Source organism: Bacillus sp. SORGH_AS_0510, from assembly GCF_030818775.1.
Lineage (GTDB): Bacteria > Bacillota > Bacilli > Bacillales > Cytobacillaceae > Neobacillus.
In genome coordinates, this window is the sequence record NZ_JAUTAU010000001.1 from 3,130,959 (window position 1) to 3,157,585 (window position 26,627).

Sequence of the window (26,627 nt, forward strand, 5' to 3'; positions counted from 1 at the left end):
TAGTTTTTCTTCTTAAAAATTATATGATAGGTTTCCTAAAAACATACCTACCAGTCGGTATGTTAATTATATTTTATTCCGAAATTTCAGAAAATACAAGTTATAACTGATTGAATCTTATTAAAAAAATCCTTCGGCACTAAACTATGCTAAAGGATTTTTAAGTTTATATATGTCGTACAGTTTTTCTGATTGCCATACGTTCTCTTAATGTTGAAATGGAAACGGAGCTTGTCAGCCATGTAAGTAAGCCTAGGCTAATGCTGAGAATCCAATTACTAGTTGCCTGTAGGGTAACAAGGACTGTGATTACACAAATAATCCCGCCCATCATTCCGTAAACTGAACCTCTGGCAATATTAGTTGCTTTCTTTGTACCAGATGCAATCCCTACCATAATTACCGCTGTTAGCATGACAGCAGGAAAGGCTGCAAATATTCCAGCAAGAATTTTCCATGGAGATACCACGGTTATTAAATAACTAAGTGAGACCGCTGTCCCGCCTAGTAAAAATCGAATAAATAAGTCCTGTTTATTCATGTTTGTCACCTTTTTTCGATCGATTAATGGGATGTAATAATAACAACAACGATAGATATCGTGAACCAGCAAGCCATGGATTGCACGATCCCGCGCTTCCAGCCTACTTTCGGAAGAAGATAGCCTGCTAAAAGTGCCACTACGATATTTATTGCCATTCCGAAGATAGCGCCTTTTGATAGCATAATGGAATGTGAGACCAGTTGCCCACCATGAAAATCAAGTCCGATTGTTAGTAATGCTGCCAGATACACTGCAGGAAAGGCAGCAAAGATCCCCCCTGCCTTCTCTCCTAATCTTTTTGCTACCACTGTACAAGCGACCACTGCTAACCCACCCAAAAGGAATCGAATGAGAAATGCGCTTATTGATAGATGTGCCATTCTGTTTTCGCCTCTTTTTTTTGGATAACATGCTGTTTATTGTTAGTTCTTGTTTTTTGTTTTGTGAATCATTTCACAAACCAACTTACGTATTCATTGTACCTCAATTTTATGACAATACATGTGAACACTTTATTAAGGTTTTTTAAGCGGTTTCATTTGGTGGTAAAGTGTGGATGAAAGACATTTTTTATCCTTACCCAGCTCATTTTGTCCTTCATCCACCTCTTGATGGACAGTTATCTCGATTAAATGGTCCTTCATTATCATCAAAAATCCGGATTGTTTTTCAAAAAGCTCTCCCAGGCTCTTTTCGTGCCTTGATTAATTTCTTCCCTGGACTTATACAGGCGCTCTTTGGTTCCACCATAGCCAATCTCAGTTTCCCCCTGTTCAAGGCTCTGAAAGATTGTATCTGCAAAATCTGTTAATGGTGCCCCAAAGGTATGTAGACCGCTCCCTCCTAAGTCTGTGTTCACAGCCGGAGGAAGAACCTCAATTACCTCTATATTTGTATCCTCTAACTGATGTCTTAGCGAAATAGTAAAGGAATGCAGTGCAGCCTTTGTTGCACTGTACACTGGAACCCAGACTCCCGGCATTACAGCTAATCCCGACGATACATTAACGATAGCGGCTTGATTCTGTTTCATAAAAAATGGGATCAATAACATCGTTAGGTGTATCGGACCATCCACATTAATTGATATTTCATTACGGTAATACTCCCAATTTTGCTTAGCATTTAAAAGGTTCACTCTTTGCTGAATTCCCGCATTATTAACAAGAACATTTAAATTAGGAAACTCTGTCATGACCCAATCGACAAGCATTTTTCGATCAGATTCATTTGATACATCACATGTCTTAACATGTAATTGCGGAAATTTCCCCTTTGCTTCCATTAACTTTTCTTCTCGTCGGCCAACAACAATTACTTCATTACCTCTTTTTAAAAATCGCTCAGCGAAGGCTAAGCCGATCCCTGAAGCACCACCAGTAATTAAAATCGTATTTCCCGTTACTTTCATGTTATACTCGTCCTTTGTTATAGGCTTTGTTGGAATTGTCTGTTGATTTCCGCTCCAGGCACGTTCGGTTCGTGGGTGTTTCGGCGAGCCTCCTCGAATCTACACCGCACAACGAATCTACATCGCACGAAGGAAATGCGATAGCATTTTCGAGGATCTTCGTGCCTTCCGCTCCAATCAACAGAACGTATAAATCAACACTGTTCATGAACATAGCCTTGTTATAAAATCGGTATTATGCTCCATTATAGTAAACCAAACCATTCTTTTTAATACGCTTTTTTGTAATTAAAATAGGAAGTTCGTGACTATTTTCGATCGCTTTTACAAATGATAATAATGATGTTCCTTAGTGAATATCATCGTTTCAAATCCTATGATGAGGTGATTTTTGATGAGCTACAGAGATCATTTAGATCAACACTCAGAGCTTTTCCATCACACAAACACTAGGCCGAAACGCCAAAAATCACAGGTGAATGGAGAAACTCAATTAACTCAAAACGCGATCATCTTAAGGAGTAATGCCAAAGCACACCGCTGGTAAGTGTAATGGCACCGAAACGAATGATGGAATCGTATTGCGATCCCCATCAGAAGAAGGCTGACTCAACACAAACGAGTCAGTCTTTTTCTTTAGAAAATTACTATTGAAAATGCATGTACAGAAGGATATCATAAAATCTAATTAATGTATTAGAAATGGGAGTGGAATGAGAATATGTACGAAGCTTTCACAATAAGAGATGCAAACATGAGTGATTTACCAATCATCGTTGATATATATAATTCAACTATTTCTGGCAGAATGGTTACCGCTGACCTTGAGCCGGTTTCGATCGAAAGCCGAATACAATGGTTTCACGAACACTCCCCTTCCTTTCGTCCACTTTGGGTTGTGGAAAATCAAGGGACTATTTGTGGGTGGGTAAGCTTTCAATCGTTTTATGGCAGGCCTGCATACAATGCAACTGCCGAGGTCAGTATTTATATCCACCAGGATTTTCGTGGAAAGAAACTCGGCAAATATTTAATCCAAAAAGCCATTGATGCATGTCCATCCCTCGGAATTAAAACACTGCTTGGTTTTATCTTCGGACATAATGAACCCAGCATTAAACTTTTTAACAGCTTTGGTTTTGAAAAATGGGCTCATCTCCCAAACGTTGCAGAATTAGACGGAATGGAAAGAGATTTGATTATACTTGGCAAAAGAATTAACTAATATAGGAGATGAAGAACATGAGTGTACATAAAGCAATTACAGAACATGTAAATAAGCAAAACCATAAGATTAACCAATTTCTGCTGCTTGATCAGCAAAGAGAACTGTATATCGATGAAGCATTATTATTATGTAAACAGGGAAAAGAGTTTACTACCGATAAAATTAACGAGGTAACCAATCAAATCAATATATTAGCAAAACAAGGAATCATCCCCTTTCGAAAGCTAGTAACTAACGAAATGGTCAAAGAATATGCACTAAGGTCCTAAACTATCAAAAAACAGAGGAGCGCTACCCAGTCGCTCCTCTGTTTTTTTCCAGTATTGCAATATTCCAAAATAAAGCTTTTTTTAGTAATATATACAATAGTAATATATTACTCATTCTAGGAGATCATGTTTTCCTTGAAAGAACTGGAGATTTCCATGCAGAAACAAAAGCTTAAACTTGTCCTTTACTATTTCATAGGTAGTTTAATTTGGATTTATGGTTCAAATTATCTTATTGAAAAGTTTGTTCCGACATCATTAATTTGGATCGTTGAAAGATCAAAAGAGGTTCTTTATTTACTTATTACTGGAAGCTTTATATATTTCTTTATTAACAAAAACAATGAACTGAACGAATCCAGGGAAGACCAAAAGCGTTTATCTACCTTAATTAACTCAATGGTTGATTTTGTAAACTTTAAGGATGGCGAAGGCCGCTGGATAGAAGCAAATGATTTTGGCTTGCAGCTATTCCAACTTGAACATGTAGATTATCGCGGGAAAAAGGATTCCGAGTTAGCCGAGTATTCAGACTTTTATGCAGACGCTCTAAGATACTGTGAAATTTCAGACGAAGAAGCATGGGAAAACGGTGAAATTACTCGTATTGAAGAAGTGCTGCCCGTCCCAGACGGTTCAACTAAAACATTTGATACCATTAAGGTTCCCCTCTTTAATTCAGATGGAAGCCGACAAGGCTTGGTCATTATTGGCCGTGATATTACAGAAAGAAAGAAGATGGCTAGGGAATTGGTGCTAAGCCAACAGCAATACCAGTCATTATTTGAATACAGTCCTGATATTGTTTATTTGATGGATATAGAGGGAAATATTACGAATTTAAATCCAATTTTCGAAAAGATAACCGGGTATAAACGGGAACGAGCCATCGGGAGGAACTCCATTACATTATTACCTGAAAAATACCGAAAGTATATGAAAAATTTTATATCCTCTGTAGTTGATGAAGTGAAACCCGTGATGTACGAAGTTGAGGTTCCACATGCCAACGGTGAAATGATTATCCTACAATGCACCTCCCTGCCTATTAATATTGATGGAGTTATTACAGGTATTATTGGCTATGGACGAGATGTAACTGCTCTAAGAAAAACCGAAGAACGGTTAAGGAGAACTGAAAAACTATCTGTCGTTGGTGAATTATCCGCCAGCGTTGCCCATGAAATTAGGAATCCACTGACATCATTAAAAGGCTTTGTTCAACTTTTACAAATGGAAGATAATAATTATCAAAATTACTATCAAATCATGTTAGACGAACTTGACCGCATCAATCATATTGTCGGTGAACTTTTGCTTTTGGCAAAGCCACAGGCTCTTAAGATAACAAATGCTGATATTCATAAACTTTTAAATGATGTGATTTCTTTATTAAGTACGGAAGCGAGTATGTATAATATTCGAATTCAATCTCATTATCCAAAAGAACCTCTTTTCATAGAGTGTGAGCCAAACCAATTAAAGCAATTGTTTATTAATATTATTAAAAATGCAATAGAAGCGTCACCACAGGGAGAAGTGGTGTCCATTGGACTCGAAAAAATAGAAGATAAGATCCTCATTACGGTCAAGGACAGTGGCTGCGGCATCTCAAAAGAACGGTTAGAAAAACTCGGGGAACCTTTTTATTCATCCAAGGAAAAAGGGACAGGTTTAGGATTAACAGTTAGCTATAAGATTGTTCAATCACATAAAGGAACCATTCATTTTGATAGTCAGAAAAATACCGGCACAACTGTAAGCGTGCTTCTTCCAATAGAACAATAATAATGAAAGACTGCCAAACATTTTCCATAGGCAGTCTTTCTTATTGTTGGGTTTTCTTTTTCCGATTACGAAAAAATGCAATAACGAGAAGCATGCTTGGAATGATAATTTGGAACGGCCAATGTAAAAAAATAGGCACAATTTGAAGGCCTTCCTTAATATGTTCAGCATAGTTTGAAGCAATTGTTACAGAAGCAAATAGGACAAAGGCTCCAAGTGGTAAACTTAGCACTCGTAGGTTATCAAATTTAAAGATATCTGCTGTCCCCGCAACTCCTGCGTAGAAAAATATCGTAATTTTAAAGAAACCTCCAACGATCAAATAAAGCATAAAAAACACATCAAGTCTTTCAATAAATTCAGCTATACGTATTTTGCTAATGGTTGTTAACAAGGGGAAATTAGCTCTTACAAAAAGCTCCGTTCCAAGTGCGGCAATATTAATTATCGCTGTAATTGTAATATTGATTCCACTTAATATCATCCCACCCATACAAACAAGTTTTACCTTTTTCGAATCATTAATGTAAGGAAGTAACATCGTAAATACGACCATTTCTCCAAATGGGAATGTGAGCGTTTCCCCAAGAAATGTCTTTAGAATGGGCTTAAATCCATTTTCTAGAATGGGTCTAAGGTTCTCTAAATGAATTAATCCAGAAAACATAACAAGCATAAATCCAACAACTGCCATAAAATATATAACCATAAAAAACAGTTCGCCTACTCTAGCGATTACTTCAAACCCCTTATGTATAGCATAAATAATGGTTACAATCATTAGGCAATTGATTACAATTAGAGGTGTATTGGTATAAATAGTAGACGTTAGCAGTTCGCCAAAGTCGCGCAGTACTCTCGATGCACAATAAAGGAAATAGATAATATAGAGAAAGCCAATTCCTTTACCAATCCATTTCCCTGCAATTTTTTGTACATAGCTGGTTAGAGGGAGATCTTGATAGTAGAGAAATAATCGATAGTAAATAAGGAACAGACCTAATCCACCAGCTAAGCCAAACAAAATAGTAATCCATGCATCTTGTTTCGCTTGCGCTCCAAGACCGACCAGGATGGCACTCCCCATTTCAAACAGAACGATAAGCACAAATAATTGTGAGGCCTTTATTTTTGCCTTTTCCATAGGATCTCCCCCCTTTCAATAGAGCTATTTCTGCATATTCGACCAGAACGGTTTTGTGCGGATTCCCTGCCTGCGAATATAAGAATCTACATGGACTTTTACTTGTAAATTTGCAAATTCTTCATCCCAGTTACCTTGTAATTTTTTCCACAACTTAGGATTTGCAATATGAACCTTTTCTCCAAAGCCCAGAATATCCGTTTTTAACTTTTGAGCTTCCTTTATGGATGCATAAATTTCCTTTGTTATTTCCTTTTCAACTAACTTCTCTATTTTATAAATTACTTCGGGGTTATCTAAATCTACCGCTGTATTTGCCTCGCTGATCCATCCTTCATTTTCAATTTTCACATGGATAATCGGTTTTTCACTGACGATGCGAACGGAAACTTTCGTTTTCGAGCGAATGGGGGCAATAACGAGTGCATTTTTCTTTCCCTCCCACGGCACATTTATGTCCGTGCTTTTTACTTTATCTAAAATCCACATAATACCTCTAGCTTTTTCATGGTTGATCCAGCCTTTCAATTTTCCCTTATTAAAAACAGCCAAACCATCCGCCTGTAGAAAGGCATCGGTAGTTGTTTTTTGGATATTTTCCGCCTTTCTTGCCATTGCCTTCTCACCAGTAAGTCGATACCCATTTGCAATGGGCTGTTTGCCTTTACTAAGTAACCCAGAAAGAAAATCATCAATATTGTAGCTTGAATTTTCACCTAACATTGCTTCCGATGCCTTAAGTTGTTTCGTAATTTTAGTAACTGGAAGTCGATCTAAAATAGTTAAAGTCGTTACAATATCTTCTGCCTTCGACCCTCTAGCAATAACTAATTCAGTTGTTGTACGGAATTCAGGGTCCCTATCTAACGCATCCAACACATAAAGCAGACTTTCTTTTGCTACTGCTTCACTAATCACCACTACATTGGTGTGGGCATAATAAAGCCGTCTGGATACCTTTTTGGTCGCATTTCTGGCAGCTTCAGTTATCGTATCTCCAGAACTTCGATAAACAGCGATAGGTAGACCCTGCCCACCTCCTGTTTGACCAGCTGAAATATTAGCAGGATTAACAAGTTGGAATGACACGTCAAACCTTTGATGTTTACCTTTGTCAATCCCCATTGCCATTACAAAAGCCAGATCGGTCAATTCTTTTTGATTCCAGCAACCACTAAGAAAGGGAATAATCATGCAAATTACTATAAGGGAGACTAATGTTTTTTTCATGACTCCTCACCTTTATTTGCTTGATCCTGTTGTTCATGTGGTTGCGGCGGACTTGGCTTTTGATTTTCCCCCGTCCGAACGACATTTCCTTGACTAATAAATTGTGGCCTGTTTTTAAACGCCCATATAGGAAAACGAAGAAACACGTCTTGCTGATTACGTATGCTAAATGGCGCGATAGGCATCATGTAAGGAACGCCAAACGAACGGAGCGAACATAAATGTATGGCCATAAACATAAGCCCAAGCATCATTCCGTAAAAACCTAAAATCGTTGCTAATCCCATTAGCACAAATCGAAGCAATCTTGCTGCAACCGCCATCGCAAAGATAGGGGTTGAAAAATTGGCAATGGCTGTGATTGATACCACGATGACCATAACTGGTGATACGAAACCTGCTTGAACAGCTGCCTGTCCGATTACAAGAGCTCCAACAATAGAAACGGCCTGACCTACCGCACGCGGCAGTCTTAGACCTGCCTCTCTTAGAATTTCGAAAGTTACTTCCATAATTAAAGCTTCTACAAACGCCGGAAAAGGGACATTTTCCCTTTGAGAAGCAATCGCGATTGCCATTGTAGTTGGAATCATTTCTTGATGGAAAGTTGTAGCTGCAATATATGTTGCTGGTCCAACCAATGCAATTAAAAATGCCAGTATTCTTAATAACCGAATGCCTGTAGAGATATCAAACCGTGAATAATAGTCATCTGGCGCCTGAAAGAACTGAATAAATATGGCTGGTGCAGTTAATACGAATGGCGTTCCATCAATTACAATGGCAATCCGCCCTTCAAGCAAATGTGAAGACACTACATCTGGCCTTTCCGTATGAAAGGTGGTTGGAAAGGTGGTCCAAGTCTGATCTTCAATTAATTGTTCAATATAGCCTGAGGCGATGATGCCGTCAATATCAATCCGTTTTAATCGTTCCTTAATTTCTTTTATAATTTTCTCGTTCGCAATTCCTTTAATATACATAATTGCAATGTCTGTTTGCGTCACTGTACCGATTTTCATCGATTCCATCCATAAATTAGGGCTTTTAATCCTTCTTCGTATTAAAGCTGTATTAGTCCGAAGTGTTTCAGTGAACGAATCCTTCGGTCCTCGAATTGCGAGTTGAGTGGATGGTTCCGATACTGCCCGTTTTTCCCACCCTTTCGTCTCCGCACTGACCGCCTGATTATGCCCTTCTAAAAAAATGACCGTATTCCCAGATAGCAGATTATCATAGACCTGGTTCCAATTTTCGACTGTTAAAATACTGCCTAAAGCAACAGCTTTATCTATGACATATTGAAAAATATCAATACGTTCAAGTGGGAGTACACTTTCCATAAATGATTCTAAAATAAAGTCACTAATGGCATTACTGTCTGCTAATCCATCAACATAAACCAATGCCCCTTTATAGGTGCCTATTTTAAATTCACGAATAATAATATCAGCGCTTTTTCCGAACTCTTCTTTTATCCGTGAAATATTATCTTTATATTCCCTATGTAACGGCAAATCCTCTGGTTTAAGTGGATCTTCCTGCTGTCTATAATTATCATTCTGTCTCTTTTTTTGCTTCTTCTTCAACATACTTGACAAGATTGACACGAGCCACCACCTCACCATAACAATTCATAATGGTTATTTTCCCCACCATGCACTCTACTATCCATTTCTTCCAAAAAAACATTATTCTGGATATGCATAAGCTTTGTTTAAAGAACAAAAATATATGTAATGGAGATTGAAGGTGAAACTGTTGAAACAATTACTAGTCTCATTCCTCATTGCAGGTGGTTTGATGGGTATGATTAGCTTTTTAGACGTATTATTAGGAACAGAGCCTCGAAAATTGATTTGGAAGGCTATTAACCCCTTTAAAGTAATGGAAGCTGCCGAGTACATGATTGATCGCTTTTTTTAGTATTGCTTTTATGATTAAATCATTTCGTTACTATCTCAAAAAGAAAAAACAAAGTAGTCAGCCACAAAGTGAACCGCCTTCAAATTAAATGATGTTCAATTTAAAATGAAAAGAGCTCAAATTCTACATTGAGCTCTTTTCGTTATTTGCATCTTGTATGTCAGTTGGCTGTTTCTTTTTAAAAATGAATATGATGGTTTTTAGTTTTTTCCAAAGGCTAATCCTTCGATTTTTCCATTTAGCCTTTCTTTCAATGTTAGGTCCGTAAACATATCGATTCCAAAAATAATAGATTAATTCTTCAACAACAAGTAAAAGTACAATAAACAAAATAAAGACTGTGACCCAATATGACATGTAAGGGACCCCCTTTTCACCCAGAATAGTTCATCCTATTCAAAAATTTAAAAAAGGATTCTACTAAATTGTTAATTTATTTCCATTTTAACAAACCAATACCAATTTGTAGACATTTTAGTAAAAAATGTAGTATTTTTATTTTGAGTCACGAAATTTTCTAAGGGGGAAAGTACATGGAATATCGGCGATTAGGAAATACCGGTTTAAAGGTTAGTGAAATTAGTTTAGGAAGCTGGCTTACATATGGAGGCTATGTCGAAGAGCAAAATGCAGCTGCATCAATTGACAAAGCCTACGATTTAGGAATTAACTTTTTTGATACAGCCAATGTATATATGCGTGGAGAAGCTGAAGTTGTAGTAGGTAAAGCATTAAAGAAGTATGTTCGTGATTCATATGTTCTTGCTACTAAAGTATTTTGGCCAATGGGCGATGGTCCGAATGATCGTGGACTTTCTCGTAAGCATGTCATTGAACAATGTAACGCGAGTTTAAAGCGACTCAATACAGACTATGTTGATATTTATTATTGCCACCGCTTTGATCCAGAAACACCACTAGAAGAAACATTACGCGCGATGGATGACCTAGTTCGCCAAGGAAAGGTGTTGTATTTAGGTGTCAGTGAGTGGACTGCAGAGCAAATAACAGAGGCAGTTCATCTCGCAGATAAAAAACTTCTTGACCGTATTGTTGTAAATCAGCCTCAATACAGCATGTTGCAGCGTTATATTGAAAAAGAAGTCCTTCCTGTAAGTGAAAAGCATGGAATTGGGCAGGTTGTCTGGTCTCCGCTAGCGCAGGGTGTATTAACTGGAAAATATAAAAAAGGTGAAAAGGCCCCTGCAGGAAGTCGAGCAGCACAGGAAAAATATAATGGTCTTTTCGGTTTATTAACGGATGAGAACCTTGATAAGGTAGAGCTATTAAAAGAGGTAGCCGCTGATAACAATCTAACGCTAGCCAATTTGGCTCTTGCATGGATCCTTAGACAGGAAAACGTGGCAAGTGCACTTGTAGGTGCAAGCCGTCCGGAGCAGATCGAAGAAAATGTAAAAGCATCTGGTGTGAAATTAAATGTAGAAACGCTTGCATGGATTGAGGATATTTTACGATAAAAGGAAATGCCCAAAGACTATTTGTCCATGGGCATTTTTTACGGTTATTACAATTCCGTTATTTCAATCTCAAGCCAACGAGTCATTTTATCTAATAACTTCTTTTCGCCATAAACAGGTGTATAGCTATAAAACCGACTCAATCTTAAGTTTTCAAAACCTTCTAATTCATCAATGGTTTTCTCAATTAATTTTTTTTGGTTTTCCGTTACAGCATCACCTGTTTTTTTAGCTGGTAACGTTAAAATAATTTTTCCATTTTTCAATTGTTCTTTAGAGATGCCTTTGTCGGCAAGTCTATTCAATTTATAATTAATTCTCCATAGAGGAATGCCATCTATTTTTTTGAATAGATATAATCGTCGCTCTAATGATTCCTTGGAAGAAACAATGAATTGATTCCATTGTTCTGTGAATTGGTTTTCCCTACTTATCTCTTCAGACTGAATCTTTTTGATTGGTTGTAACATCTTTTTTCCCCTATCTTGTGTTCTCATTAACAATGATACGTGATTGTCAATGATTTTATAGGGGTAGTTTTAAAAGAATTGGCTTTGTTAACTTGTCTTTTGATTTGCGCTCCAGACGCTTCGCTTTCCGTGGGTGTTTCGGCGAGCCTCCTCAGAGAAACGCGCCTGCGGGGTCTCCCTTTAACCATACTCCCACATTACATTGAATTGCATCTTGAATCCGCCCACGCACGAAGGAAAAGCGATAGCATTTTCGAGGAGTCTTCTCGCCTTCCGCTCCAATCAACAGATTATTCAATCAAAAATGTTCTTCAATACACCATAAAAATTAATAGCTAGACCGTTTCTCCGACGGATTTTGCAGAGGTATTTATATAAGACTTGTTGCCGATCGAAAAGAAAATAATGCTGCCGAGGGTTAATGTAGCTATGGTCCAAAACATGATCTGACCGTGAAAATGGCTTAACAGGTACCCTCCAACAATTGGTCCAAGGAAGTTTCCAATTTTCCTAAATTGTGCAGCACCAAAGTACGTTCCCCGAAGATGTTCTGGTGCAAGTTGGTCGATCATCATGCTATTGGATGGGAAAATTAAAATTTCACCGATGGTTAGTAAAACGATCGCCACAATAGCAGTAACCCAGCCATTCACGAAGCTAAAACAAAATAAACCCGATGCCATAAATATAGCTCCAATCACCATTACTTGCATTAATCTGAATTTCTCCGCAACATGACTAATCGGCATCTGCAGGAATACCACCATTACCGCATTAATGGTAAGAAGAATGGAAAAGATAACCACGCCATTCTCCACTGTACCTTCTAAGATTTGCGGAAGGTTGGAGTCCACTTGAACATATCCCATGTTGACTAGGATAATCCCAATAATTAAGTATCTTAAAGCCTTATCCGTTTTTACGATTCTAAAGGCTGTACCAAAAGATACATCCTTTTTATTATGAGTGACTTTTGGGATTACAAGTTTTTGTAGGAAGAAAACCAAAACGATTGCATATACCAAATAGATCGTCCCTGTTATGCCAAACGATAATTTCGCTGATGTAGTAGCTAAATACGCACCAATCAGTGGCCCCACGGATGCTCCGATGTTCATTGCTGTATAACGTAAGGAGTAGACCTTCATTCTCTTTTCCTTGTCAGTCACATCAGCCATTAAGGCTTGAGCGGTTGGTTCAAAGAAAGAATTGCTAAGCCCATTTAATGCATTTAAAAGAATAAACCACACTTGTCCAGTAGCAAGTGTAAACCCAAAATAAACTAGAGCTACCGTAAACAACGCAAAGAGCATGACAGGCTTTCTCCCAAACCGGTCGGATAAGTGGCCACCAATAAATCCCCCCACCGTACCCATTAAGGGACTCATTCCGACAGTTATGCCGATAATAATGGGTGAGAGATCCATGTGCCTTGATAAATAGATAGATAGAAAGGGCAATGTCATGAATGCAGAACCTCTTGATAAAACAGTCCCAACGGTTAATACCCACACAATCGGATGAAATTGACCCACGTAGTTTTTCACTGTTTTCATATGTAGTACCTCGCAAATTTTATGTAGCTTTTATTAGTAAACTATTTAATTGTAAAAATGTAAAGAATTTACCTTTTTTTCTAACAATTCATTTATATCAAAGGGACAGACCCCCAAGTATGGAGTCTGTCCCTTGCGTTCCTTAGGTCAGTTTGGATCATTATAATTTAACGCTCTTTCACTATCCCCATAACCTTTAGTGGTCGGGTCTTGAACCACACCCAATAAAGATAAAATGACAAACACTACATTCACAACTGTTAAAATCGAGCTTTGAATCGCATCCGTTAGTTGAAAGTTAGTTACACCTAAAGAGTTCAATCCTGATAATATCACTTGTGCCAAAATCATAATTTGTGAGATGAATGCAATGACCCAATGCCTATTTCTTAAACGAACCTTCCAGTTGATCATGATTTTCCTCTCCCCCTATCTATAATCAATCTTTCTAATAGCATATGTTTGGTTTTAAAATTGGTTGTCCATTTATGTCCTTGATTTTAGAATTATTTTTCATATAGACTTGTTAAACTTGTCTGATGATTTCCTCTCCAGGCACGAGCGGTTCGTGGGTGTTTCGGCGAGCCTCCTCGGAGAAACGCGCCTGCGGGGTCTCCCCTGAACCATACTCCCACAGGACATTGAATAAGCTTCTTCGAATCAACACCGCACGAAGGAAATGCGGTAGCAATTTCGAGGATCTTCGTGCCTTCCGCTCCAATCAACAGGGTGTATTAATCAACACTGTTCTTTAACACAGCTTTCACATAAAAAAATCAGGTCCCCAATGGAACCTGACTTTATGTTAGATTTCTCTTCGCATTGCTTTTAACACATCTACTTTTGTCGCTCGTTGAGCAGGACGGTAACCTGATAGGATGGTCACTCCATAACAAATCACAATACATATGATTGGTAAAATAGGCGGAATTGAACTAAAGGTTACATCCAAATCAGCTTCTTTACCAAAGGCCTGCTTAATAATAAATGGAATCACTAAATTAACAGCAAAGCTGATTCCATAGGAAACAATGGTTCCTATTAGGGCTCCAATTAAACCGATATAACTACTTTCAAGCAGGAAGATGCGTTTGATCGTTTTAGGAGTTGCTCCAATTGCTTTCATTATTCCGATATCAGGTGCCCGCTCAGTGACAGCCATTGTCATCGTATTGTAAATACCTATCGAAGCAATTAAGATGGCGATGGTTCCTATAAAAATAAGCCCTGCTTTTGCAATCATAAACACCGTATTGACTTCTTTTAATTCATTTACAACAGAATAGGTAACATATTTCTTGTCTTTTAATTGATCAGAAATATTCTGCACCGCTTCCATGTTTTTAGCGTAGATTTTTACTTCATCATAGGTTTCTCCGTTCGCATCTATTCCTTCTAGTTTTTCATTAGCAGGGTCCAGCATGATCCCTTTCGGTGTTCCGGTAAATCCTTCAATTTCACGTAACACCTTTTCAGAGATATATACGTTTCGATCTTCCATCCATTCTCTAGTTGGCTTTTTGGTGATACCAACAACCGATAAGGGAATTTTCTTTTCTTCTTCCTTCCCATTTTTAAACTGTTTAATAGTTAAATCAATTGTTTCACCAATTAAATTCCCAGCATAGCGGTATTCTTCTTTTACTTGACCCTTATCATCATAGAGTTCTTCATTTACATCCTTTTTAGCTAGATTAAGAGGAAAATTATATCCAACGACTATTTCATTTTTGCTTGTTGGTAATTTCCCTTTTGATAATTCCAAACCAGCTTTAATTTCTGATGGAAAATGAGCGACATAGGTTTGAGCTCCCTCTAAGTATCCAGCGATTGTATAGGTGCTTTCCTGCTGCAATACTTTCCTTCTAGTAACAGCTTTCACATTCTCAATCTTCTCAAACATGTGAATATCACTATCTGATAAAGGTTGGAAACCACCTTGATCATTGGTCTCCTTTCCATGAACATCAATTTGGGTAATCACCCTACGCTCTGTTATTTCTTTCACTACTGATTTCTGCAACCCAAATCCCACAGAAGCTAGTACGATTAAGAAGGCACAGCCCATTGCCGTAGCAAGGATTGTCATGTATACTCTCGTTCTATTTTTCTTCATATTTTGTCTTACAAAACGAAATTGGTCTTTCATCTTCATACAAGTACCCCCTCCACCATTCGACCGTCTATCAGCTCTATTTTTCTGTGGCCGATGTCAGCTACCTTATCATCATGTGTAATGATTAAAAAGGTGATGCCTAAATCCCTGTTTAACTCTTTAATGAATTGAAGTAACTCTTCTTCTGTTTCACTATCAAGACTACCCGTCGGTTCATCTGCCAAAATGATTGGCGGATTCACTATTAGTGCTCTCGCGATACTCACCCGTTGTTGCTGTCCACCAGAAAGTTCTCCTGGATAATGATCCTGATAATCTAGTAATCCTACCTTCTTTAAGACAGCCTCTGTTTGCCTTCTTCTCTCATACTCATCTACACCTTTTAATATCAAAGGGAGTTCTACATTTTGGAATGCAGTCATGCTGGGAATGAGTTGAAAGCTTTGAAAAATAAATCCTAAGTTCTTTATTCGAAATTCAGCAAATTTCGTTTCATTAAAATCAGAGACCTTTTTTCCATCCATCCAGATTTCTCCCACAATTGGATGAATAAAACCGCTAATTAAATTTAGCAGCGTTGATTTTCCAGAACCGCTCCGACCAACTATAGTAACAATTTCCCCTTTTTCAATCGTAAAAGAAATATCTCTAAGGACTGGGATAATCGTTTGTCTTCCTTTTTTACCAATAACAAAATCATGGCTCAAATCTTTAATTGTAATCATAATTTCCTCCTGTTTCTCACTCACTTCATCCTATTAGACGAAGTGTATCTGCCGCACCCCTACACAAATTTTGCTTTTTTCTCCATTTGTGTAGTTAATTTCATAAAAGAGGGGGATAGTAGTAGGAAAAACCCTTTTGTTGGTCTTTTTGTGCTAGAAAATTTATAATAGATGAAGCAAAAATTCCTTTTTGAAAGTTAGGAGATCACATGGAGAAATTACATCCACTTTGGGACATGCTGCGTCGTTTCTGGAGGAAAAGGCACCTCACCCAAATTTTTATGTTAACAATCCTTGTTGTCGTTTTAGTAACTATCTCTTATTTCGGCTGGCTGGCAACAAGAGCCAATGTAGAGTCTTTAAAACAAGGTCTTAGTCAGCCAACCGTTATTTATGATAAAAATGGTAAGGTTGCTTCGAATGTGGCAACCAATCGGACAAAAGGTGTAACGGTTAGTGAACTGCCAAAATATGTACCAAATGCCGTCGTGGCCATTGAAGACGAACGTTTTTATGAACATAGTGGTTTCGATATTCAAGGGATTGCCCGTGCATTTTTTAGTAACTTGTTTGCTGGGAGAATCACAGGGGGAGGAAGCACCTTAACACAACAGCTTACGAAAAATGCTCTTCTATCTCCTGAACGTACCTATAAGCGGAAGGCCGAAGAACTATTCCTTGCTGTTAAAATCGAAAAAGTTTATTCAAAAGAAGAAATTCTTCAAATGTACCTGAATCAGGTCTATTTTGGAAGCGGTGCTTGGGGAATTGGTAACGCCTCTAAAAAGTATTTTAATAAAAATATTAAAGATGTGACGGTCGGTGAAGCAGCCATGCTAGCTGGACTTTTACATGCACCGAATTACCTGAATCCTTACAAAAATTATGATCTAGCGATGAAACGAAAGAATGTAGTCTTAGCAAAAATGAAAGAGCTCGGAATGATTACTAAGGAAGAGTACACCACAGCAAAGAAGCAAAAAATTCGTTTACATGATGGCGGGGGCAGCTTTGTTGAACGGAAGTATCCTTACTATGTAGATGCGGTATTAAATGAGGCAATCTCAAAATACGGCTTAACGCAGGATGAGATTTTAACCAGAGGATATCGGATCTATACAGAAATGGATCAAAATCTGCAGACTGGGCTTGAAAAGGTTTATAGCAAAACTTATCTTTTTCCAAAAGGAAAGGGCAATACCTTAGTACAAAGCGGTTCCGTGTTAATGGATCCGAAAACTGGTGGTGTCAGTGCGCTCGTTGGCGGTCGAGGTGAACATGTATTCCGTGGGTTTAATCGAGCCACACAATTAAGGGCTCAACCGGGTTCGACAATGAAACCTTTAGCTGTATACACTCCTGCACTAGAAGAAGGATATACCTATTCTTCTGAACTTAAAGATGAACCCATTACCTTTGGAAATTATAAACCTGAGAATTTTTCTAGAACCTATAGTGGAAAGGTGCCCATGTATAAGGCCCTAGAAGAGTCATTAAATATACCGGCCGTGTGGCTTTTAAATGAAGTAGGCTTAAATAAAGGAATGGACTCACTTAAGCGCTTTGGGATTCCTGTTGAAAAAGAAGATAAAAACTTGGCCATTGCTCTTGGCGGTATGAGTAAAGGGGTGTCCCCTCTTCAATTAGCGAATGCCTTTTCGGCGTTCCCAAATGGTGGAAAACGAATGGAAAGCCACTTAATTACAAAAATTGTTGGTCCGACTGGCAACATTATTGCCGAACGGGAATCAAAAACAACCAAGGTTACTTCTAAAGAGGTAACAGATGAAATGACATCCATGCTGTTGAATGTTGTTGAGTCAGGTACAGGCAGGCGCGCTCGTATTCCAGGACTTCAATTGGCTGGAAAAACTGGATCGACCCAGCTCTCATTTACAAGTAATGGGACAAAAGATCAATGGATGGCGGGATATACTCCGAACCTAGTCGGTGCCATTTGGATCGGCTTCGACCAAACAGATAAGCAGCATTACCTGCCGAGCTCAAGTTCGGCTAATGTGGTCCCTATTTTTAAAGAAATCATGCAAGAATCGAGTCGATATCTTCCTAAAGAACAATTTGATGTAGTATCTGTTAATGCCCAGCTTGCCGGCAAAACTGCACAGAAAACAAATTTCAATGAGCAAGCGAAGAAAATCAGCAAAGAATTAAATGAGAATGCTCAAAAGCTAGGAACAACGATCAAAGAAAAAGCCCCAGGATGGAAAGAGGGCTTGGATAAGGCTTTGTATCAAGTTGGCGAAGGAATCAATTTCCTGATCGAAAAAATAAAAACAATAAAAGAATAGCACGCAAAATGCGTGCTATTTTTTTATTCTATTCAAGCAGTCCATATTTCCGCTTAAATCGGGACAGGATTTTCAACCAAAGGTCACCAAATAAAAGCAAAAAGAAAACATTTGAAATGGCATGCATAGTATCGAAGGTTGCACTGCCAATTAAATAAACGAGGAAGGCCTTCCATTCAAAAGAACTTCCCGATTGAACGATGGATAAGAAACCCCATAAGTTCATAATCCAGCCAAACAAAAACCCCCATACAATGCCAAAGATGATCCTTCCTGTTTTCCTGTTCATAACCTTGGTAGTTCTCAACCATCCCGCCGTTAATCCAACTAACCCCCATGCAGCCATCTGCCAGGGAGTCCACGGTCCTTGTCCCAAAATCATATTTGAGGCAAGCGCAGCTACTGCACCAATAATAAAACCGCTCTCTGCACCAAATACAAAGCCAGACATCATGATCACAAATGTAGTAGGCTGAACACTTGGGAGACTTGCAAATGGAATCCGTCCAACAGCCGCAATGGATGCTAATACTGCCAATAAAACGAGCTCCCTAGGTTCCACCTTTCGCCGCTCAAAGCGAACGAGAAAAACAAAGATGGCAAGAATGACAAAGCCGAAGCTCAACCATAAATACGCATCTTCCCACAGATACGTTGACCCTAATAAAAATACAAGAATAAATAAAATGAGTAAGACCTTTAACGCTTTGTTGCTACGCATGGCCGGGAAACCTCCTCTAACGTCATCGGGGCTTCAGCCATACTATCTCGAAAAATCCGTTGTATCATTGTCGTATAAAAGAAATTCCCTTTAAAAAACTTCTTTGGTATCTCTTCAGAAGTAATTTTCCCTTGAAACATCATTCCACATTTCGTAGCATAAAGTGCTGCAAATTCAACATCATGAGTTGACATGAAAATGGTCATTCCCTTACTTCTTAGTGCTAAAAGAATCTTAGATAAGTTTTCTTTTGATAAAGGATCCAAGCCTTTTGTCGGTTCATCCAGCAAAAGTATCTCCGGCTTTCGTATTAACAAGCATGCTAATGCTGCCTTTTGTAGCTCACCGCCACTCAAATCATAAGGATGGGAAGACATTAAATGAACAATACCTAATTCATTAAGCAATGCCTGTACTTCATTCATATTGGTTAGGCCCCATTCTGCCATTGTAGCCTTTATTTCTTTTTCAATTGTGTCATGAATAAAAAAGAGCTTTGGGTTTTGTGGTAAATAGCCGATTTTTCCTATTAATTCCTTGTTTTTATATGCTTTTAAAGGCTTTCCTTCGAGAAAAATCTTCCCACTTTCCAACTTCATTAAACCAGCGAGGGCTTTAAGTAAAGTGGATTTACCTGAACCGTTTCCACCCAAAAGAGCATACCATTCACCCTTCTGTAAACTGAAAGTGAGCTCGTCTAATATTAGAATTTCCTGTTTATTATAGCGGTAAGACACATTGATCCCTTGCATTAGTTCTTTATCGGTCGAAATATCGGAAACTTTTTTTTCCTGATGAAGTGATTCAAATCCGACCCTTTGCGCCCAATTTCTACCTTCCTTCACGCTTAAAGGAATCCTTCCATTGCCACCCATCCTTAGAAACAAGGCTGGAATACTAGGAATAAACGCTTTTTTGGGCGAATCCCAAATCTTAGGAAGAACTTCTCTCGGCTCCCCTGCTATTTCAATTCTTCCTTGATCCATCATGATAATCCGATCTGCTAATGTAAAAACCTCTTCCAGTCGATGTTCAGCAATAATAATCGTCATCCCAAATTCATCATTTAATCTTTTTAGTATATCTAAAAATTCCCTGGAACTAACCGGATCCAGCTGTGCTGTCGGCTCATCTAGCAATAAAATATTGGGCTGCATGAGAAGAACGGAAGCAAGATTAATTTGTTGTTTCTTTCCCCCCGAAAGTTCATGAGTTTTTCTGTGTAACAAGGCCTCTGCTCCAAAAAAGTGAACCATTTCTGCTACCCTGTTTCTCATTTCATTCGTGTCTAGACCGATATTCTCCAGACCAAAAACGATTTCATGCAAAACGTCATCTGCAACCATCTGATTTTCTGGATCTTGAAAAACAAAGCCGATCTCCTTTGAAACCCCTTCTGTACTTTGACTAGTTTGATCATTGAATAAAATTTGCCCTACAAGAGTTCCATGGGGCTGAATTTCTTTTTTTAATAATCGTAAGAGCGTGCTTTTTCCTGAACCGGATGCACCGAACAGCACGACAAATTCACCTTTATTAATTTTAAGTGATAGCTCCCTTATGGCAGGTTCTGAACAATCTGGATATGTGAAAGTGACATCATTCAATTCAATAAACGCCATCGGAACATTCCACCTACTTCTACTATGATAGGAAAACTTAAGAACATTAAATAACAAGCATATGTTATGATATCCATCCCAGTGAACTGCCACGCTTCCATAATTGGATAGATGGTCAGGACCCCGTAACCTGAAAAGCGTTCAATGATAATGAAAGCAAAAAGGACAACTAAATACAAAATAGATAGGAAATCTGATTTCTTCCACTTAAAATACTCGTAAGAGGAACGGTTTGCCTTCCCATATCCCCTTGCATTCATTGAATCCGCTGTTTGAATTGCTTCCTCTAGCGAATAGGTTAATAGCGTCTGTATATACAGCATTCCCGTCTTGACCCTTGTGTTCCATTTGCCATGGGCTACAGACATTCCTTTACTCTTTTGAACAATCGAAATTTCCTCCATTCTTCTTCTCATTAATGGAATAAATCGGAGGGTCAACATCAATAGAACAGCAAATTGCGGCATGATTTTTGAAAAGAGAAATAGTAACTTATTAGGTGTCATGATGATGTTATAAGAAATAAATAAAACAATAATACCAATAATGGACATGGCATTCATTCCACCATAAAGCACTGCCTCCAATGTAACCCGATGCTGTTTGAATTCAAAGAGTAGATGCCTACCCCTCTCATTAAATAGCGGATTAGTAATGATCATGAGAAGAAAGGTACATATAATAAAAATATACCAACGCCGAATTCCTTTTAATTGGTCATGTATGTAGTTAATAATAAAAACAACTATTAATCCGGTAACAAGAAAAATAGGATGTAACATAATAATTAAAAGGGTCACAGCCCCAACATAAAAAAGAAAGGATACAAGAGGATGAAGACGTTCAAAACGATCTTTCATCCTAAGTTCCCCTCACTTTTATTCGGTATATAAGCATTCAATCCGATCACCATCTTTAATTTTTGTAACCCCAATACTCTTTGTGAGGCTAACTCCATTTTGTTTGAAGACCCAGCCGCTTTTTGCACCGTAATCAAACTCATAAATGTTATCAATTCCTTCAATATAGGCAGTTGCTCCGCTTCCACGAGAATCTATAACAATCCCTTTGCTTTTAGCTGTTCCTACAATAATATCATAGATGGTGTCACCATCCTTAAACGTAACTTTTGTGGAAGCTAAAATTGTCCCGCGGTCCTTTGGTCCGACAATGGATAATGTTACAGTTGTGTCCGGCTTTGGTGTTGTAGTTGTACTTGGCTTTGATGCGGGAGTAGTTGACGATGGCTTCTGGGTTGCTGTACTAGGTGAACTACTTTTAGTTGAAGTAGAAGCCGTATTTGTTTTTGCAGTCGTTGGTTGCTGTTGATTAGTTGGACTCGTTTGCTTAGGCGTACTAGATTGGGTTGTAGCCTGACTTTCTTTCTTCTCTTCCGTAGCCGTAACTGTTGAAACTGTTGTTTGGTTCTGCTCACTATTTTCTACTACCTTTGTTTCTTCCTTACTCTCTTGTTCTTTTGGTTTTACTACTGAAACACTTTCTTTCTCTTTTTTGGTTTCCTTTGCCGTTTGTTCAGTTGCTCCACAACCGACTAAGGAGAACAGAACGAATAATAAAGTAAGTAATGTTGTTGTTTTTAACCATTTTTTCATGATGTACCCTCCTCTTGGGTGAGGCTGACTAAAAGGAGTCAGCCTCATCATTACTTATGAAAATCTTTTTCTTTGCTTCAAATAAACTAAACTTCCAATCAGAATAAGCAATAAGCCAACCGCTAGCAGGTTATATATATCTGTTGCTGTGTTTGGTAACTTATGTCCCGTAACACCATTACTATTGTTATTTTTATTCTCAGTTGGTTGTGCAGTTGTATCCTCTGTAGGTGTTTGAGTGTCAGGCTTATTTGTTTCTGGCTTTTCCGTTTCTGGCTTTTGTTCAACTAATGGAAGTTGGTACAAAGAGCCTTTGCCTTTTATAAAAAGCTGATAGGAAGCTAATGCCTGAATCCCCTGTGAAGTAGTGAATGCATCACTCACATCTCCGCCTTGCCAATCAAAGCCCCCATCGGCATTTTGAAAAGTTAGGAAATATTCAACAAGACCAGAAAATGAGCTTGTATTCGCATCCACACCTAATGTGGAAAGTGCAATAATAACTTGTGCTGCTGTGGAGCTATTATCTATTTTTGAAGCTTTATATTGTGATGATAAATAGTTGATGGCTGCATCCACTTTCTCCTTAACTTCCGCTTTTTCTTTATATGGAGCAAGGGCTGTTAAAATCATCGCTGTTGTATCAATATCGCTGGTAGTTGTCTCATCCCAGGCCCAGCCGCCATCTTGATTTTGTTTATCAATTAAATGATTCAATAATTTTTCACGTGTCCATTGGGCAGAATCTGGTACAGAAAAGTTTGCACTATCCAAAGCAATCAATGCATAGGAAACTCCGATTAGCCCTTGCTTTGTGACATTACCATTGTAGATGGATTCAACCAAATTATAGCCTTCCACATTAGTAGGATCTCCACCGGCAGCGAGTATACCAAGAACATAACGTTCAGTATCCGTTATTCTATTGAACTTTCCTTGCTTTTCTTTGACTAGTGATTTAACTGAATTAAGGTATGTTGATGGAATCGTTTTTCCTGTTTGTTTTAATGAGATGACTTCCCATTCGCCAATTTGATTCTGCAACACATATTTGCTGGCTGAATCAACAGAAGTTTGGATGGTTTTATCAGAAACTGTTCCTCCAGGTGGATTTGGGTTTGGGTTTGTTTCTCCACCTGTATTCCCTTCATCTGGTGCCTGCCAAGATTCTAACTGAAAACTAATTTGATTGCCTGGCTGAATTCCAAATGAATCTGCGCCGACATCAGCCATTTTCCCGTCTACGTAAAAAGCCCAAAAATTTGTTCCTTCGGCTTCAATACCGTTAATGGATGTAATCATTTTGCCATATTGACTCTCACTGTAGCCAACTTTATCAGGACCTAGGGCCACTTGTAAAAGCTGAAATGCTGTTGGACTGCCAATTACTTCAATACCTGATAAATCAGTAACTGTACCCTTCTCACCATTTACCACTTTCAATGAAACTGTTTTTTGTGGCGTTTTTGTCCAATCTGTCAGCCGGAAGGTTAATTGATCCCCATTTTGTACGATATAGCTGTCGGATCCCACCTGTGCAGACACTCCGTTAATAAAGAATGCCCAATAATTCGTCCCTTCCGCTTTTATCCCATTAATACCCGTTAACATTTTTCCATATGAGCTATCTGTAAATTCAACGTTACTTTCTCCAACAGTATGTATTAGTGCTTCTGTTGCAGTTTCCTTTTCGCCCAATTGAACGGTTGTTTTAGCTAGAATGGGATTGGACTCATCTGTTCCAATTACCGTGATGGTTCCTTGTTTTCCCTGTTCTGCTGCTAATACAGGTGCTTGGAAGCCACTTGTTATTAACGTGAACATTAAAAGCATAACTAACCATAAATTACTTTTCTTCACCATTTTCGAGACTCTTCCTTTCCAGATTAAATAGACATAAAAAAATCCCCCTATCAGGAGGAGGAGTGTTATGTACGTTAAGGAAGAAACGAGAAAACCGCTTCAATTCTTAACACTCTCCTATCCGCGTAGGCCGTTGTGTTCAAAAACAGGCAGGTTTCCTGGCTCATGATCTTCGCTCCCTAAGTCTTCCCATCTATCGACAGTGACATGTTTAGGTTGCTCCCATTTACAGTGGCGGGACCGCGTTGGCTTTTAACCAACTTCCCTATTAAGCTAATAATCTTGTAAAAGACCTTAGCACCTGTTTTACCAATTTATTTTTTTATGTTAATCCTATTATAGTAAAAGACAGTTACATTTGTATATATTTTATATCTATATATTGTTGCTTTTTTTGATTCGCTGATAAATTCTTAGATTCGCTGATAACAGTTAATAATTCGCTGATAAATTTCTAGATTCGCTGATAAACCTAGAAATTCCGCTGATAAATAACTTACCTCTTAAACTATTGTGTAATTTTACACTGCACTGTGCAATTTTTGCATAAATAAATAAAAAAACGGAATCCAATCATTAATAAATTAGTCATTTTCCATAAAAAATAGGAGAGGGCACATTACCTTCTCCTATTTTTTAGCTTTCAAGTGTAATGATTATTGCTCAAGATTTCTGCATAAATTAGCCATTTCTATTGCAGCGACTGCGGCATCCCAGCCCTTGTTGCCAGCTTTTGTTCCAGCACGCTCTACAGCTTGTTCAATTGATTCTGTCGTTAATACACCGAAAATGACAGGTATTCCACTATTAATTGATGCAGCAGAAACTCCCTTTGCTGCTTCATTACAAACGTAATCAAAGTGAGGTGTTGCGCCGCGAATAACTGTACCAAGTGTAATCACGGCATCATATTTTTTACTATTTGCCATTTTTTGTGCAATCAATGGAATTTCAAATGCACCTGGAACCCAAGCAACATCGACATTGGATTCATCTACCCCATGTCTTTTCAGCGCATCCTGTGCTCCACCTAATAATTTACTCGTAATAAATTCATTAAATCGGCCAACCACGATTCCAACTTTTAATCCTGATCCAACTAAATTTCCTTCAAATGTGTGTCCCATGTAAATGCCTCCAAATAATTAATTTTATTTATATATTCACTCTTTAAAATTGCCTGTTGATTTCCGCTCCAGGTGCGAGCGGTTCGTGGGTGTTTCGGCGAGCTTCCTCGGCGAAAAGCGCCTGCGGGGTCTCCCCTGAACCATACTCCCACAGGACATTGAGTTGCATCTTGAATCCTCCCACGCACGAAGGAAATGCGATAGCATTTTCGAGGAGTCTTCGCACCTTCCGCTCCAATCAACAGGGTAAAAAATTCAGAAATGTTCTTTAACACAACATATAATTAATAATGAAACATATGTCCTAACTTATCATGCTTGGTTCTTAGGTAATTCGCATTTTCTTTACGCATTTCCATTTGAAGCGGCACCCGTTCCACTACCTCAAGGTCATAGCCCTTCAAACCTTTTATTTTTCTTGGATTATTCGTTAACAGCATCATCTTTTTTATCCCAAGATCCTTAAGGATTTGTGCACCAATGCCATATTCTCTTAGGTCAGCACCAAAGCCAAGTTTTTCATTCGCCTCAACCGTATCATAGCCTTCTTCTTGAAGCTTATACGCTCTCATTTTGTTTAACAAGCCAATTCCCCGTCCTTCCTGTCTCATGTACAGAAGGACACCATTGCCCGCTTGTTCGATCTGACTTAAAGCAGCATGCAGCTGTGGACCACAATCACAGCGGTAAGAACCAAATACATCACCTGTTAAACATTCTGAATGAACCCGAACCAAGACTGGCTTTTCAGGGTCAATTTCACCCTTTACTAATGCCACATGCTCTTTATCATCAACAAGATTGGAGTACCCTACAGCTTTAAAGGTACCGAATTCAGTTGGCAAATTAATTTCTATTTCTCTTTTTACCAAGTTGTCCTTTTTGTTTCGGTATTCAATCAAGTCTTTAATGGTAATCATTTTGACATTTAGATCATCCGCAATTTTTCTTAGCTGAGGGACACGTGCCATTGTCCCATCCTCATTCATGATTTCACAGATGACACCGGCTGGCTTTGCCCCGCATAATTTTGCTAAATCAACCGCCGCCTCGGTATGTCCAGTTCGGCGGAGCACCCCACCTTTTTTGGCAATAAGAGGGAAGATATGCCCGGGTCTTTTAAAATCACTTGGTTTAGCTTCAGGATCAAGCATACTTAAGACGGTTGCTGACCGTTCATAAGCAGAAATTCCTGTCGTTGAAAACTTATGGTCAATACTTACCGTAAAGGCCGTTCCATGTGGATCCGTATTCTTTGAAACCATTGGAAATAAATCGAGCTTCTGTGCTAACCCTTCCTCAACCGGTACACAAACAAGACCTCTACCGTGAGTAACCATTAAGTTAATAACAGAGGGTGTCGTTTTTTCAGCAAGGGCAATAAAATCCCCTTCATTTTCACGATCCTCGTCATCACAAACAATGATAACTTTTCCCTCTTTTAAATCGGATAGTGCTTCCTCTATTGTATTAAACATACCACTCAC

General features: G+C 38.5%; 27 protein-coding genes and 1 riboswitch. Of the genes, 7 read left to right on the top strand and 20 right to left on the bottom strand.

The window, feature by feature from the left end; translation table 11 throughout:
* Positions 1 to 166: 166 nt before the first annotated feature.
* The 3 genes from QE429_RS16090 to QE429_RS16100 form a co-directional block, all read right to left on the bottom strand.
* Positions 167 to 541, bottom strand: coding sequence for a DUF3147 family protein (locus QE429_RS16090; RefSeq protein WP_307288359.1), 375 nt, complete (start codon positions 539 to 541; stop codon positions 167 to 169).
* A gap of 23 nt (positions 542 to 564) precedes the next feature.
* Complete coding sequence (locus tag QE429_RS16095) at positions 565 to 924, bottom strand: DUF3147 family protein (protein ID WP_307288360.1); 360 nt, start codon at positions 922 to 924, stop codon at positions 565 to 567.
* Between the two features lie 269 nt (positions 925 to 1,193).
* Positions 1,194 to 1,955 (bottom strand): SDR family oxidoreductase, encoded by a 762-nt coding sequence (locus QE429_RS16100; RefSeq protein ID WP_307288362.1) that lies wholly within the window; start codon positions 1,953 to 1,955, stop codon positions 1,194 to 1,196.
* A gap of 394 nt (positions 1,956 to 2,349) precedes the next feature.
* Here QE429_RS16100 and QE429_RS16105 point away from each other — a divergent pair, with 394 nt between their 5' ends.
* The 4 genes from QE429_RS16105 to QE429_RS16120 all read left to right on the top strand — a co-directional run bounded on the left by QE429_RS16105 (position 2,350) and on the right by QE429_RS16120 (position 5,240).
* Complete coding sequence (locus tag QE429_RS16105; RefSeq protein ID WP_307288363.1) at positions 2,350 to 2,502, top strand: YpzG family protein; 153 nt, start codon at positions 2,350 to 2,352, stop codon at positions 2,500 to 2,502.
* Between the two features lie 174 nt (positions 2,503 to 2,676).
* Positions 2,677 to 3,180, top strand: coding sequence for a GNAT family N-acetyltransferase (locus tag QE429_RS16110; RefSeq protein WP_307288365.1), 504 nt, complete (start codon positions 2,677 to 2,679; stop codon positions 3,178 to 3,180).
* Positions 3,181 to 3,197: 17 nt separating this feature from the next.
* A complete protein-coding gene (locus QE429_RS16115; protein ID WP_307288366.1) occupies positions 3,198 to 3,452 on the top strand; it encodes a YpbS family protein in 255 nt (84 codons plus the stop codon).
* A 156-nt stretch (positions 3,453 to 3,608) separates the two neighbouring features.
* Complete coding sequence (locus QE429_RS16120) at positions 3,609 to 5,240, top strand: PAS domain-containing sensor histidine kinase (RefSeq protein WP_307288367.1); 1,632 nt, start codon at positions 3,609 to 3,611, stop codon at positions 5,238 to 5,240.
* Positions 5,241 to 5,280: 40 nt separating this feature from the next.
* On the opposite strand, the gene QE429_RS16125 is transcribed toward QE429_RS16120, so the two are convergent.
* The 3 genes from QE429_RS16125 to QE429_RS16135 are packed head-to-tail and all read right to left on the bottom strand — an operon-like array spanning position 5,281 to position 9,206.
* The gene (locus QE429_RS16125) at positions 5,281 to 6,384 is read right to left on the bottom strand and encodes a GerAB/ArcD/ProY family transporter (protein WP_307288368.1); all 1,104 of its coding nucleotides are present in this window, start codon (positions 6,382 to 6,384) and stop codon (positions 5,281 to 5,283) included.
* 24 nt (positions 6,385 to 6,408) lie between these two features.
* Positions 6,409 to 7,614, bottom strand: coding sequence for a Ger(x)C family spore germination protein (locus QE429_RS16130; RefSeq protein ID WP_307288370.1), 1,206 nt, complete (start codon positions 7,612 to 7,614; stop codon positions 6,409 to 6,411).
* Positions 7,611 to 9,206: a spore germination protein gene (locus QE429_RS16135; protein WP_307290854.1), complete on the bottom strand. Its 1,596-nt coding sequence runs from the start codon at positions 9,204 to 9,206 to the stop codon at positions 7,611 to 7,613. The genes QE429_RS16130 and QE429_RS16135 overlap by 4 nt, the downstream gene beginning before the upstream one ends.
* Positions 9,207 to 9,366: 160 nt before the next feature.
* On the opposite strand from QE429_RS16135, the gene QE429_RS16140 reads away from it, so the two are divergent.
* Positions 9,367 to 9,540 (top strand): YczF family membrane protein, encoded by a 174-nt coding sequence (locus QE429_RS16140; RefSeq protein ID WP_307288372.1) that lies wholly within the window; start codon positions 9,367 to 9,369, stop codon positions 9,538 to 9,540.
* A 123-nt stretch (positions 9,541 to 9,663) separates the two neighbouring features.
* Here QE429_RS16140 and QE429_RS16145 read toward each other — a convergent pair whose 3' ends face one another.
* On the bottom strand, positions 9,664 to 9,897 hold the full coding sequence (locus QE429_RS16145; RefSeq protein WP_307288375.1) for a hypothetical protein: 234 nt from the start codon (positions 9,895 to 9,897) through the stop codon (positions 9,664 to 9,666).
* Positions 9,898 to 10,073: 176 nt separating this feature from the next.
* Between QE429_RS16145 and QE429_RS16150 the strand changes: the two genes are divergently transcribed.
* A complete protein-coding gene (locus tag QE429_RS16150; RefSeq protein WP_307288377.1) occupies positions 10,074 to 11,018 on the top strand; it encodes an aldo/keto reductase family protein in 945 nt (314 codons plus the stop codon).
* A 47-nt stretch (positions 11,019 to 11,065) separates the two neighbouring features.
* Here QE429_RS16150 and QE429_RS16155 read toward each other — a convergent pair whose 3' ends face one another.
* The 5 genes from QE429_RS16155 to QE429_RS16175 form a co-directional block, all read right to left on the bottom strand.
* The gene (locus QE429_RS16155) at positions 11,066 to 11,488 is read right to left on the bottom strand and encodes a hypothetical protein (RefSeq protein ID WP_307288379.1); all 423 of its coding nucleotides are present in this window, start codon (positions 11,486 to 11,488) and stop codon (positions 11,066 to 11,068) included.
* Positions 11,489 to 11,823: 335 nt separating this feature from the next.
* Positions 11,824 to 13,044 carry an MDR family MFS transporter gene (locus QE429_RS16160; protein ID WP_307288380.1) on the bottom strand — a complete coding sequence of 407 codons (1,221 nt, stop codon included), beginning with the start codon at positions 13,042 to 13,044 and terminating at the stop codon, positions 11,824 to 11,826.
* A 147-nt stretch (positions 13,045 to 13,191) separates the two neighbouring features.
* Complete coding sequence (locus tag QE429_RS16165) at positions 13,192 to 13,458, bottom strand: phage holin (RefSeq protein ID WP_307288382.1); 267 nt, start codon at positions 13,456 to 13,458, stop codon at positions 13,192 to 13,194.
* Between the two features lie 391 nt (positions 13,459 to 13,849).
* Positions 13,850 to 15,199, bottom strand: coding sequence for an ABC transporter permease (locus QE429_RS16170; RefSeq protein WP_307288384.1), 1,350 nt, complete (start codon positions 15,197 to 15,199; stop codon positions 13,850 to 13,852).
* Complete coding sequence (locus QE429_RS16175; RefSeq protein ID WP_307288385.1) at positions 15,196 to 15,885, bottom strand: ABC transporter ATP-binding protein; 690 nt, start codon at positions 15,883 to 15,885, stop codon at positions 15,196 to 15,198. The genes QE429_RS16170 and QE429_RS16175 overlap by 4 nt, the downstream gene beginning before the upstream one ends.
* A gap of 209 nt (positions 15,886 to 16,094) precedes the next feature.
* Between QE429_RS16175 and QE429_RS16180 the strand changes: the two genes are divergently transcribed.
* On the top strand, positions 16,095 to 18,194 hold the full coding sequence (locus QE429_RS16180) for a transglycosylase domain-containing protein (RefSeq protein WP_307288386.1): 2,100 nt from the start codon (positions 16,095 to 16,097) through the stop codon (positions 18,192 to 18,194).
* A 28-nt stretch (positions 18,195 to 18,222) separates the two neighbouring features.
* Here QE429_RS16180 and QE429_RS16185 read toward each other — a convergent pair whose 3' ends face one another.
* From QE429_RS16185 to QE429_RS16220, 8 genes are all read right to left on the bottom strand, one after another.
* The gene (locus QE429_RS16185; protein ID WP_307288387.1) at positions 18,223 to 18,915 is read right to left on the bottom strand and encodes an ECF transporter S component; all 693 of its coding nucleotides are present in this window, start codon (positions 18,913 to 18,915) and stop codon (positions 18,223 to 18,225) included.
* Complete coding sequence (locus QE429_RS16190; protein ID WP_307288388.1) at positions 18,894 to 20,537, bottom strand: ABC transporter ATP-binding protein; 1,644 nt, start codon at positions 20,535 to 20,537, stop codon at positions 18,894 to 18,896. Before QE429_RS16190 ends, QE429_RS16185 begins: the two co-directional genes overlap by 22 nt.
* Entirely contained in the window at positions 20,519 to 21,397 is an 879-nt protein-coding gene (locus QE429_RS16195) for an energy-coupling factor transporter transmembrane component T (protein WP_307288389.1), read from the bottom strand. The genes QE429_RS16190 and QE429_RS16195 overlap by 19 nt, the downstream gene beginning before the upstream one ends.
* 18 nt (positions 21,398 to 21,415) lie before the next feature.
* On the bottom strand, positions 21,416 to 22,150 hold the full coding sequence (locus QE429_RS16200; RefSeq protein WP_307288391.1) for a DUF4430 domain-containing protein: 735 nt from the start codon (positions 22,148 to 22,150) through the stop codon (positions 21,416 to 21,418).
* 54 nt (positions 22,151 to 22,204) lie between these two features.
* Entirely contained in the window at positions 22,205 to 24,013 is a 1,809-nt protein-coding gene (locus QE429_RS16205; RefSeq protein WP_307288392.1) for a DUF4430 domain-containing protein, read from the bottom strand.
* 131 nt (positions 24,014 to 24,144) lie between these two features.
* A riboswitch (cobalamin riboswitch) is annotated at positions 24,145 to 24,333 on the bottom strand.
* A gap of 336 nt (positions 24,334 to 24,669) precedes the next feature.
* The gene (ribH, locus tag QE429_RS16210) at positions 24,670 to 25,140 is read right to left on the bottom strand and encodes a 6,7-dimethyl-8-ribityllumazine synthase (protein ID WP_307288394.1); all 471 of its coding nucleotides are present in this window, start codon (positions 25,138 to 25,140) and stop codon (positions 24,670 to 24,672) included.
* Positions 25,141 to 25,183: 43 nt separating this feature from the next.
* Positions 25,184 to 25,309 carry a hypothetical protein gene (locus tag QE429_RS16215; protein WP_307288396.1) on the bottom strand — a complete coding sequence of 42 codons (126 nt, stop codon included), beginning with the start codon at positions 25,307 to 25,309 and terminating at the stop codon, positions 25,184 to 25,186.
* A 115-nt stretch (positions 25,310 to 25,424) separates the two neighbouring features.
* Positions 25,425 to 26,618, bottom strand: coding sequence for a bifunctional 3,4-dihydroxy-2-butanone-4-phosphate synthase/GTP cyclohydrolase II (locus tag QE429_RS16220; RefSeq protein WP_307288398.1), 1,194 nt, complete (start codon positions 26,616 to 26,618; stop codon positions 25,425 to 25,427).
* Positions 26,619 to 26,627: the final 9 nt, after the last annotated feature.

What these genes read in the sequence shown, in the direction of transcription:
- ribH (WP_307288394.1), bottom strand. Translation starts at nt 25,140, where the DNA reads ATGGGACACACATTTGAAGGAAATTTAGTTGGATCAGGATTAAAAGTT.
- QE429_RS16175 (WP_307288385.1), bottom strand. Translation starts at nt 15,885, where the DNA reads ATGATTACAATTAAAGATTTGAGCCATGATTTTGTTATTGGTAAAAAA.
- QE429_RS16090 (WP_307288359.1), bottom strand. Translation starts at nt 541, where the DNA reads ATGAATAAACAGGACTTATTTATTCGATTTTTACTAGGCGGGACAGCG.
- QE429_RS16195 (WP_307288389.1), bottom strand. Translation starts at nt 21,397, where the DNA reads ATGAAAGATCGTTTTGAACGTCTTCATCCTCTTGTATCCTTTCTTTTT.
- QE429_RS16130 (WP_307288370.1), bottom strand. Translation starts at nt 7,614, where the DNA reads ATGAAAAAAACATTAGTCTCCCTTATAGTAATTTGCATGATTATTCCC.
- QE429_RS16120 (WP_307288367.1), top strand. Translation starts at nt 3,609, where the DNA reads ATGCAGAAACAAAAGCTTAAACTTGTCCTTTACTATTTCATAGGTAGT.
- QE429_RS16105 (WP_307288363.1), top strand. Translation starts at nt 2,350, where the DNA reads ATGAGCTACAGAGATCATTTAGATCAACACTCAGAGCTTTTCCATCAC.
- QE429_RS16205 (WP_307288392.1), bottom strand. Translation starts at nt 24,013, where the DNA reads ATGGTGAAGAAAAGTAATTTATGGTTAGTTATGCTTTTAATGTTCACG.
- QE429_RS16200 (WP_307288391.1), bottom strand. Translation starts at nt 22,150, where the DNA reads ATGAAAAAATGGTTAAAAACAACAACATTACTTACTTTATTATTCGTT.
- QE429_RS16155 (WP_307288379.1), bottom strand. Translation starts at nt 11,488, where the DNA reads ATGTTACAACCAATCAAAAAGATTCAGTCTGAAGAGATAAGTAGGGAA.
- QE429_RS16180 (WP_307288386.1), top strand. Translation starts at nt 16,095, where the DNA reads ATGGAGAAATTACATCCACTTTGGGACATGCTGCGTCGTTTCTGGAGG.
- QE429_RS16145 (WP_307288375.1), bottom strand. Translation starts at nt 9,897, where the DNA reads ATGTCATATTGGGTCACAGTCTTTATTTTGTTTATTGTACTTTTACTT.
- QE429_RS16150 (WP_307288377.1), top strand. Translation starts at nt 10,074, where the DNA reads ATGGAATATCGGCGATTAGGAAATACCGGTTTAAAGGTTAGTGAAATT.
- QE429_RS16100 (WP_307288362.1), bottom strand. Translation starts at nt 1,955, where the DNA reads ATGAAAGTAACGGGAAATACGATTTTAATTACTGGTGGTGCTTCAGGG.
- QE429_RS16215 (WP_307288396.1), bottom strand. Translation starts at nt 25,309, where the DNA reads ATGCAACTCAATGTCCTGTGGGAGTATGGTTCAGGGGAGACCCCGCAG.
- QE429_RS16135 (WP_307290854.1), bottom strand. Translation starts at nt 9,206, where the DNA reads ATGTTGAAGAAGAAGCAAAAAAAGAGACAGAATGATAATTATAGACAG.
- QE429_RS16165 (WP_307288382.1), bottom strand. Translation starts at nt 13,458, where the DNA reads ATGATCAACTGGAAGGTTCGTTTAAGAAATAGGCATTGGGTCATTGCA.
- QE429_RS16220 (WP_307288398.1), bottom strand. Translation starts at nt 26,618, where the DNA reads ATGTTTAATACAATAGAGGAAGCACTATCCGATTTAAAAGAGGGAAAA.
- QE429_RS16170 (WP_307288384.1), bottom strand. Translation starts at nt 15,199, where the DNA reads ATGAAGATGAAAGACCAATTTCGTTTTGTAAGACAAAATATGAAGAAA.
- QE429_RS16160 (WP_307288380.1), bottom strand. Translation starts at nt 13,044, where the DNA reads ATGAAAACAGTGAAAAACTACGTGGGTCAATTTCATCCGATTGTGTGG.
- QE429_RS16190 (WP_307288388.1), bottom strand. Translation starts at nt 20,537, where the DNA reads ATGGCGTTTATTGAATTGAATGATGTCACTTTCACATATCCAGATTGT.
- QE429_RS16115 (WP_307288366.1), top strand. Translation starts at nt 3,198, where the DNA reads ATGAGTGTACATAAAGCAATTACAGAACATGTAAATAAGCAAAACCAT.
- QE429_RS16110 (WP_307288365.1), top strand. Translation starts at nt 2,677, where the DNA reads ATGTACGAAGCTTTCACAATAAGAGATGCAAACATGAGTGATTTACCA.
- QE429_RS16095 (WP_307288360.1), bottom strand. Translation starts at nt 924, where the DNA reads ATGGCACATCTATCAATAAGCGCATTTCTCATTCGATTCCTTTTGGGT.
- QE429_RS16125 (WP_307288368.1), bottom strand. Translation starts at nt 6,384, where the DNA reads ATGGAAAAGGCAAAAATAAAGGCCTCACAATTATTTGTGCTTATCGTT.
- QE429_RS16185 (WP_307288387.1), bottom strand. Translation starts at nt 18,915, where the DNA reads ATGCGTAGCAACAAAGCGTTAAAGGTCTTACTCATTTTATTTATTCTT.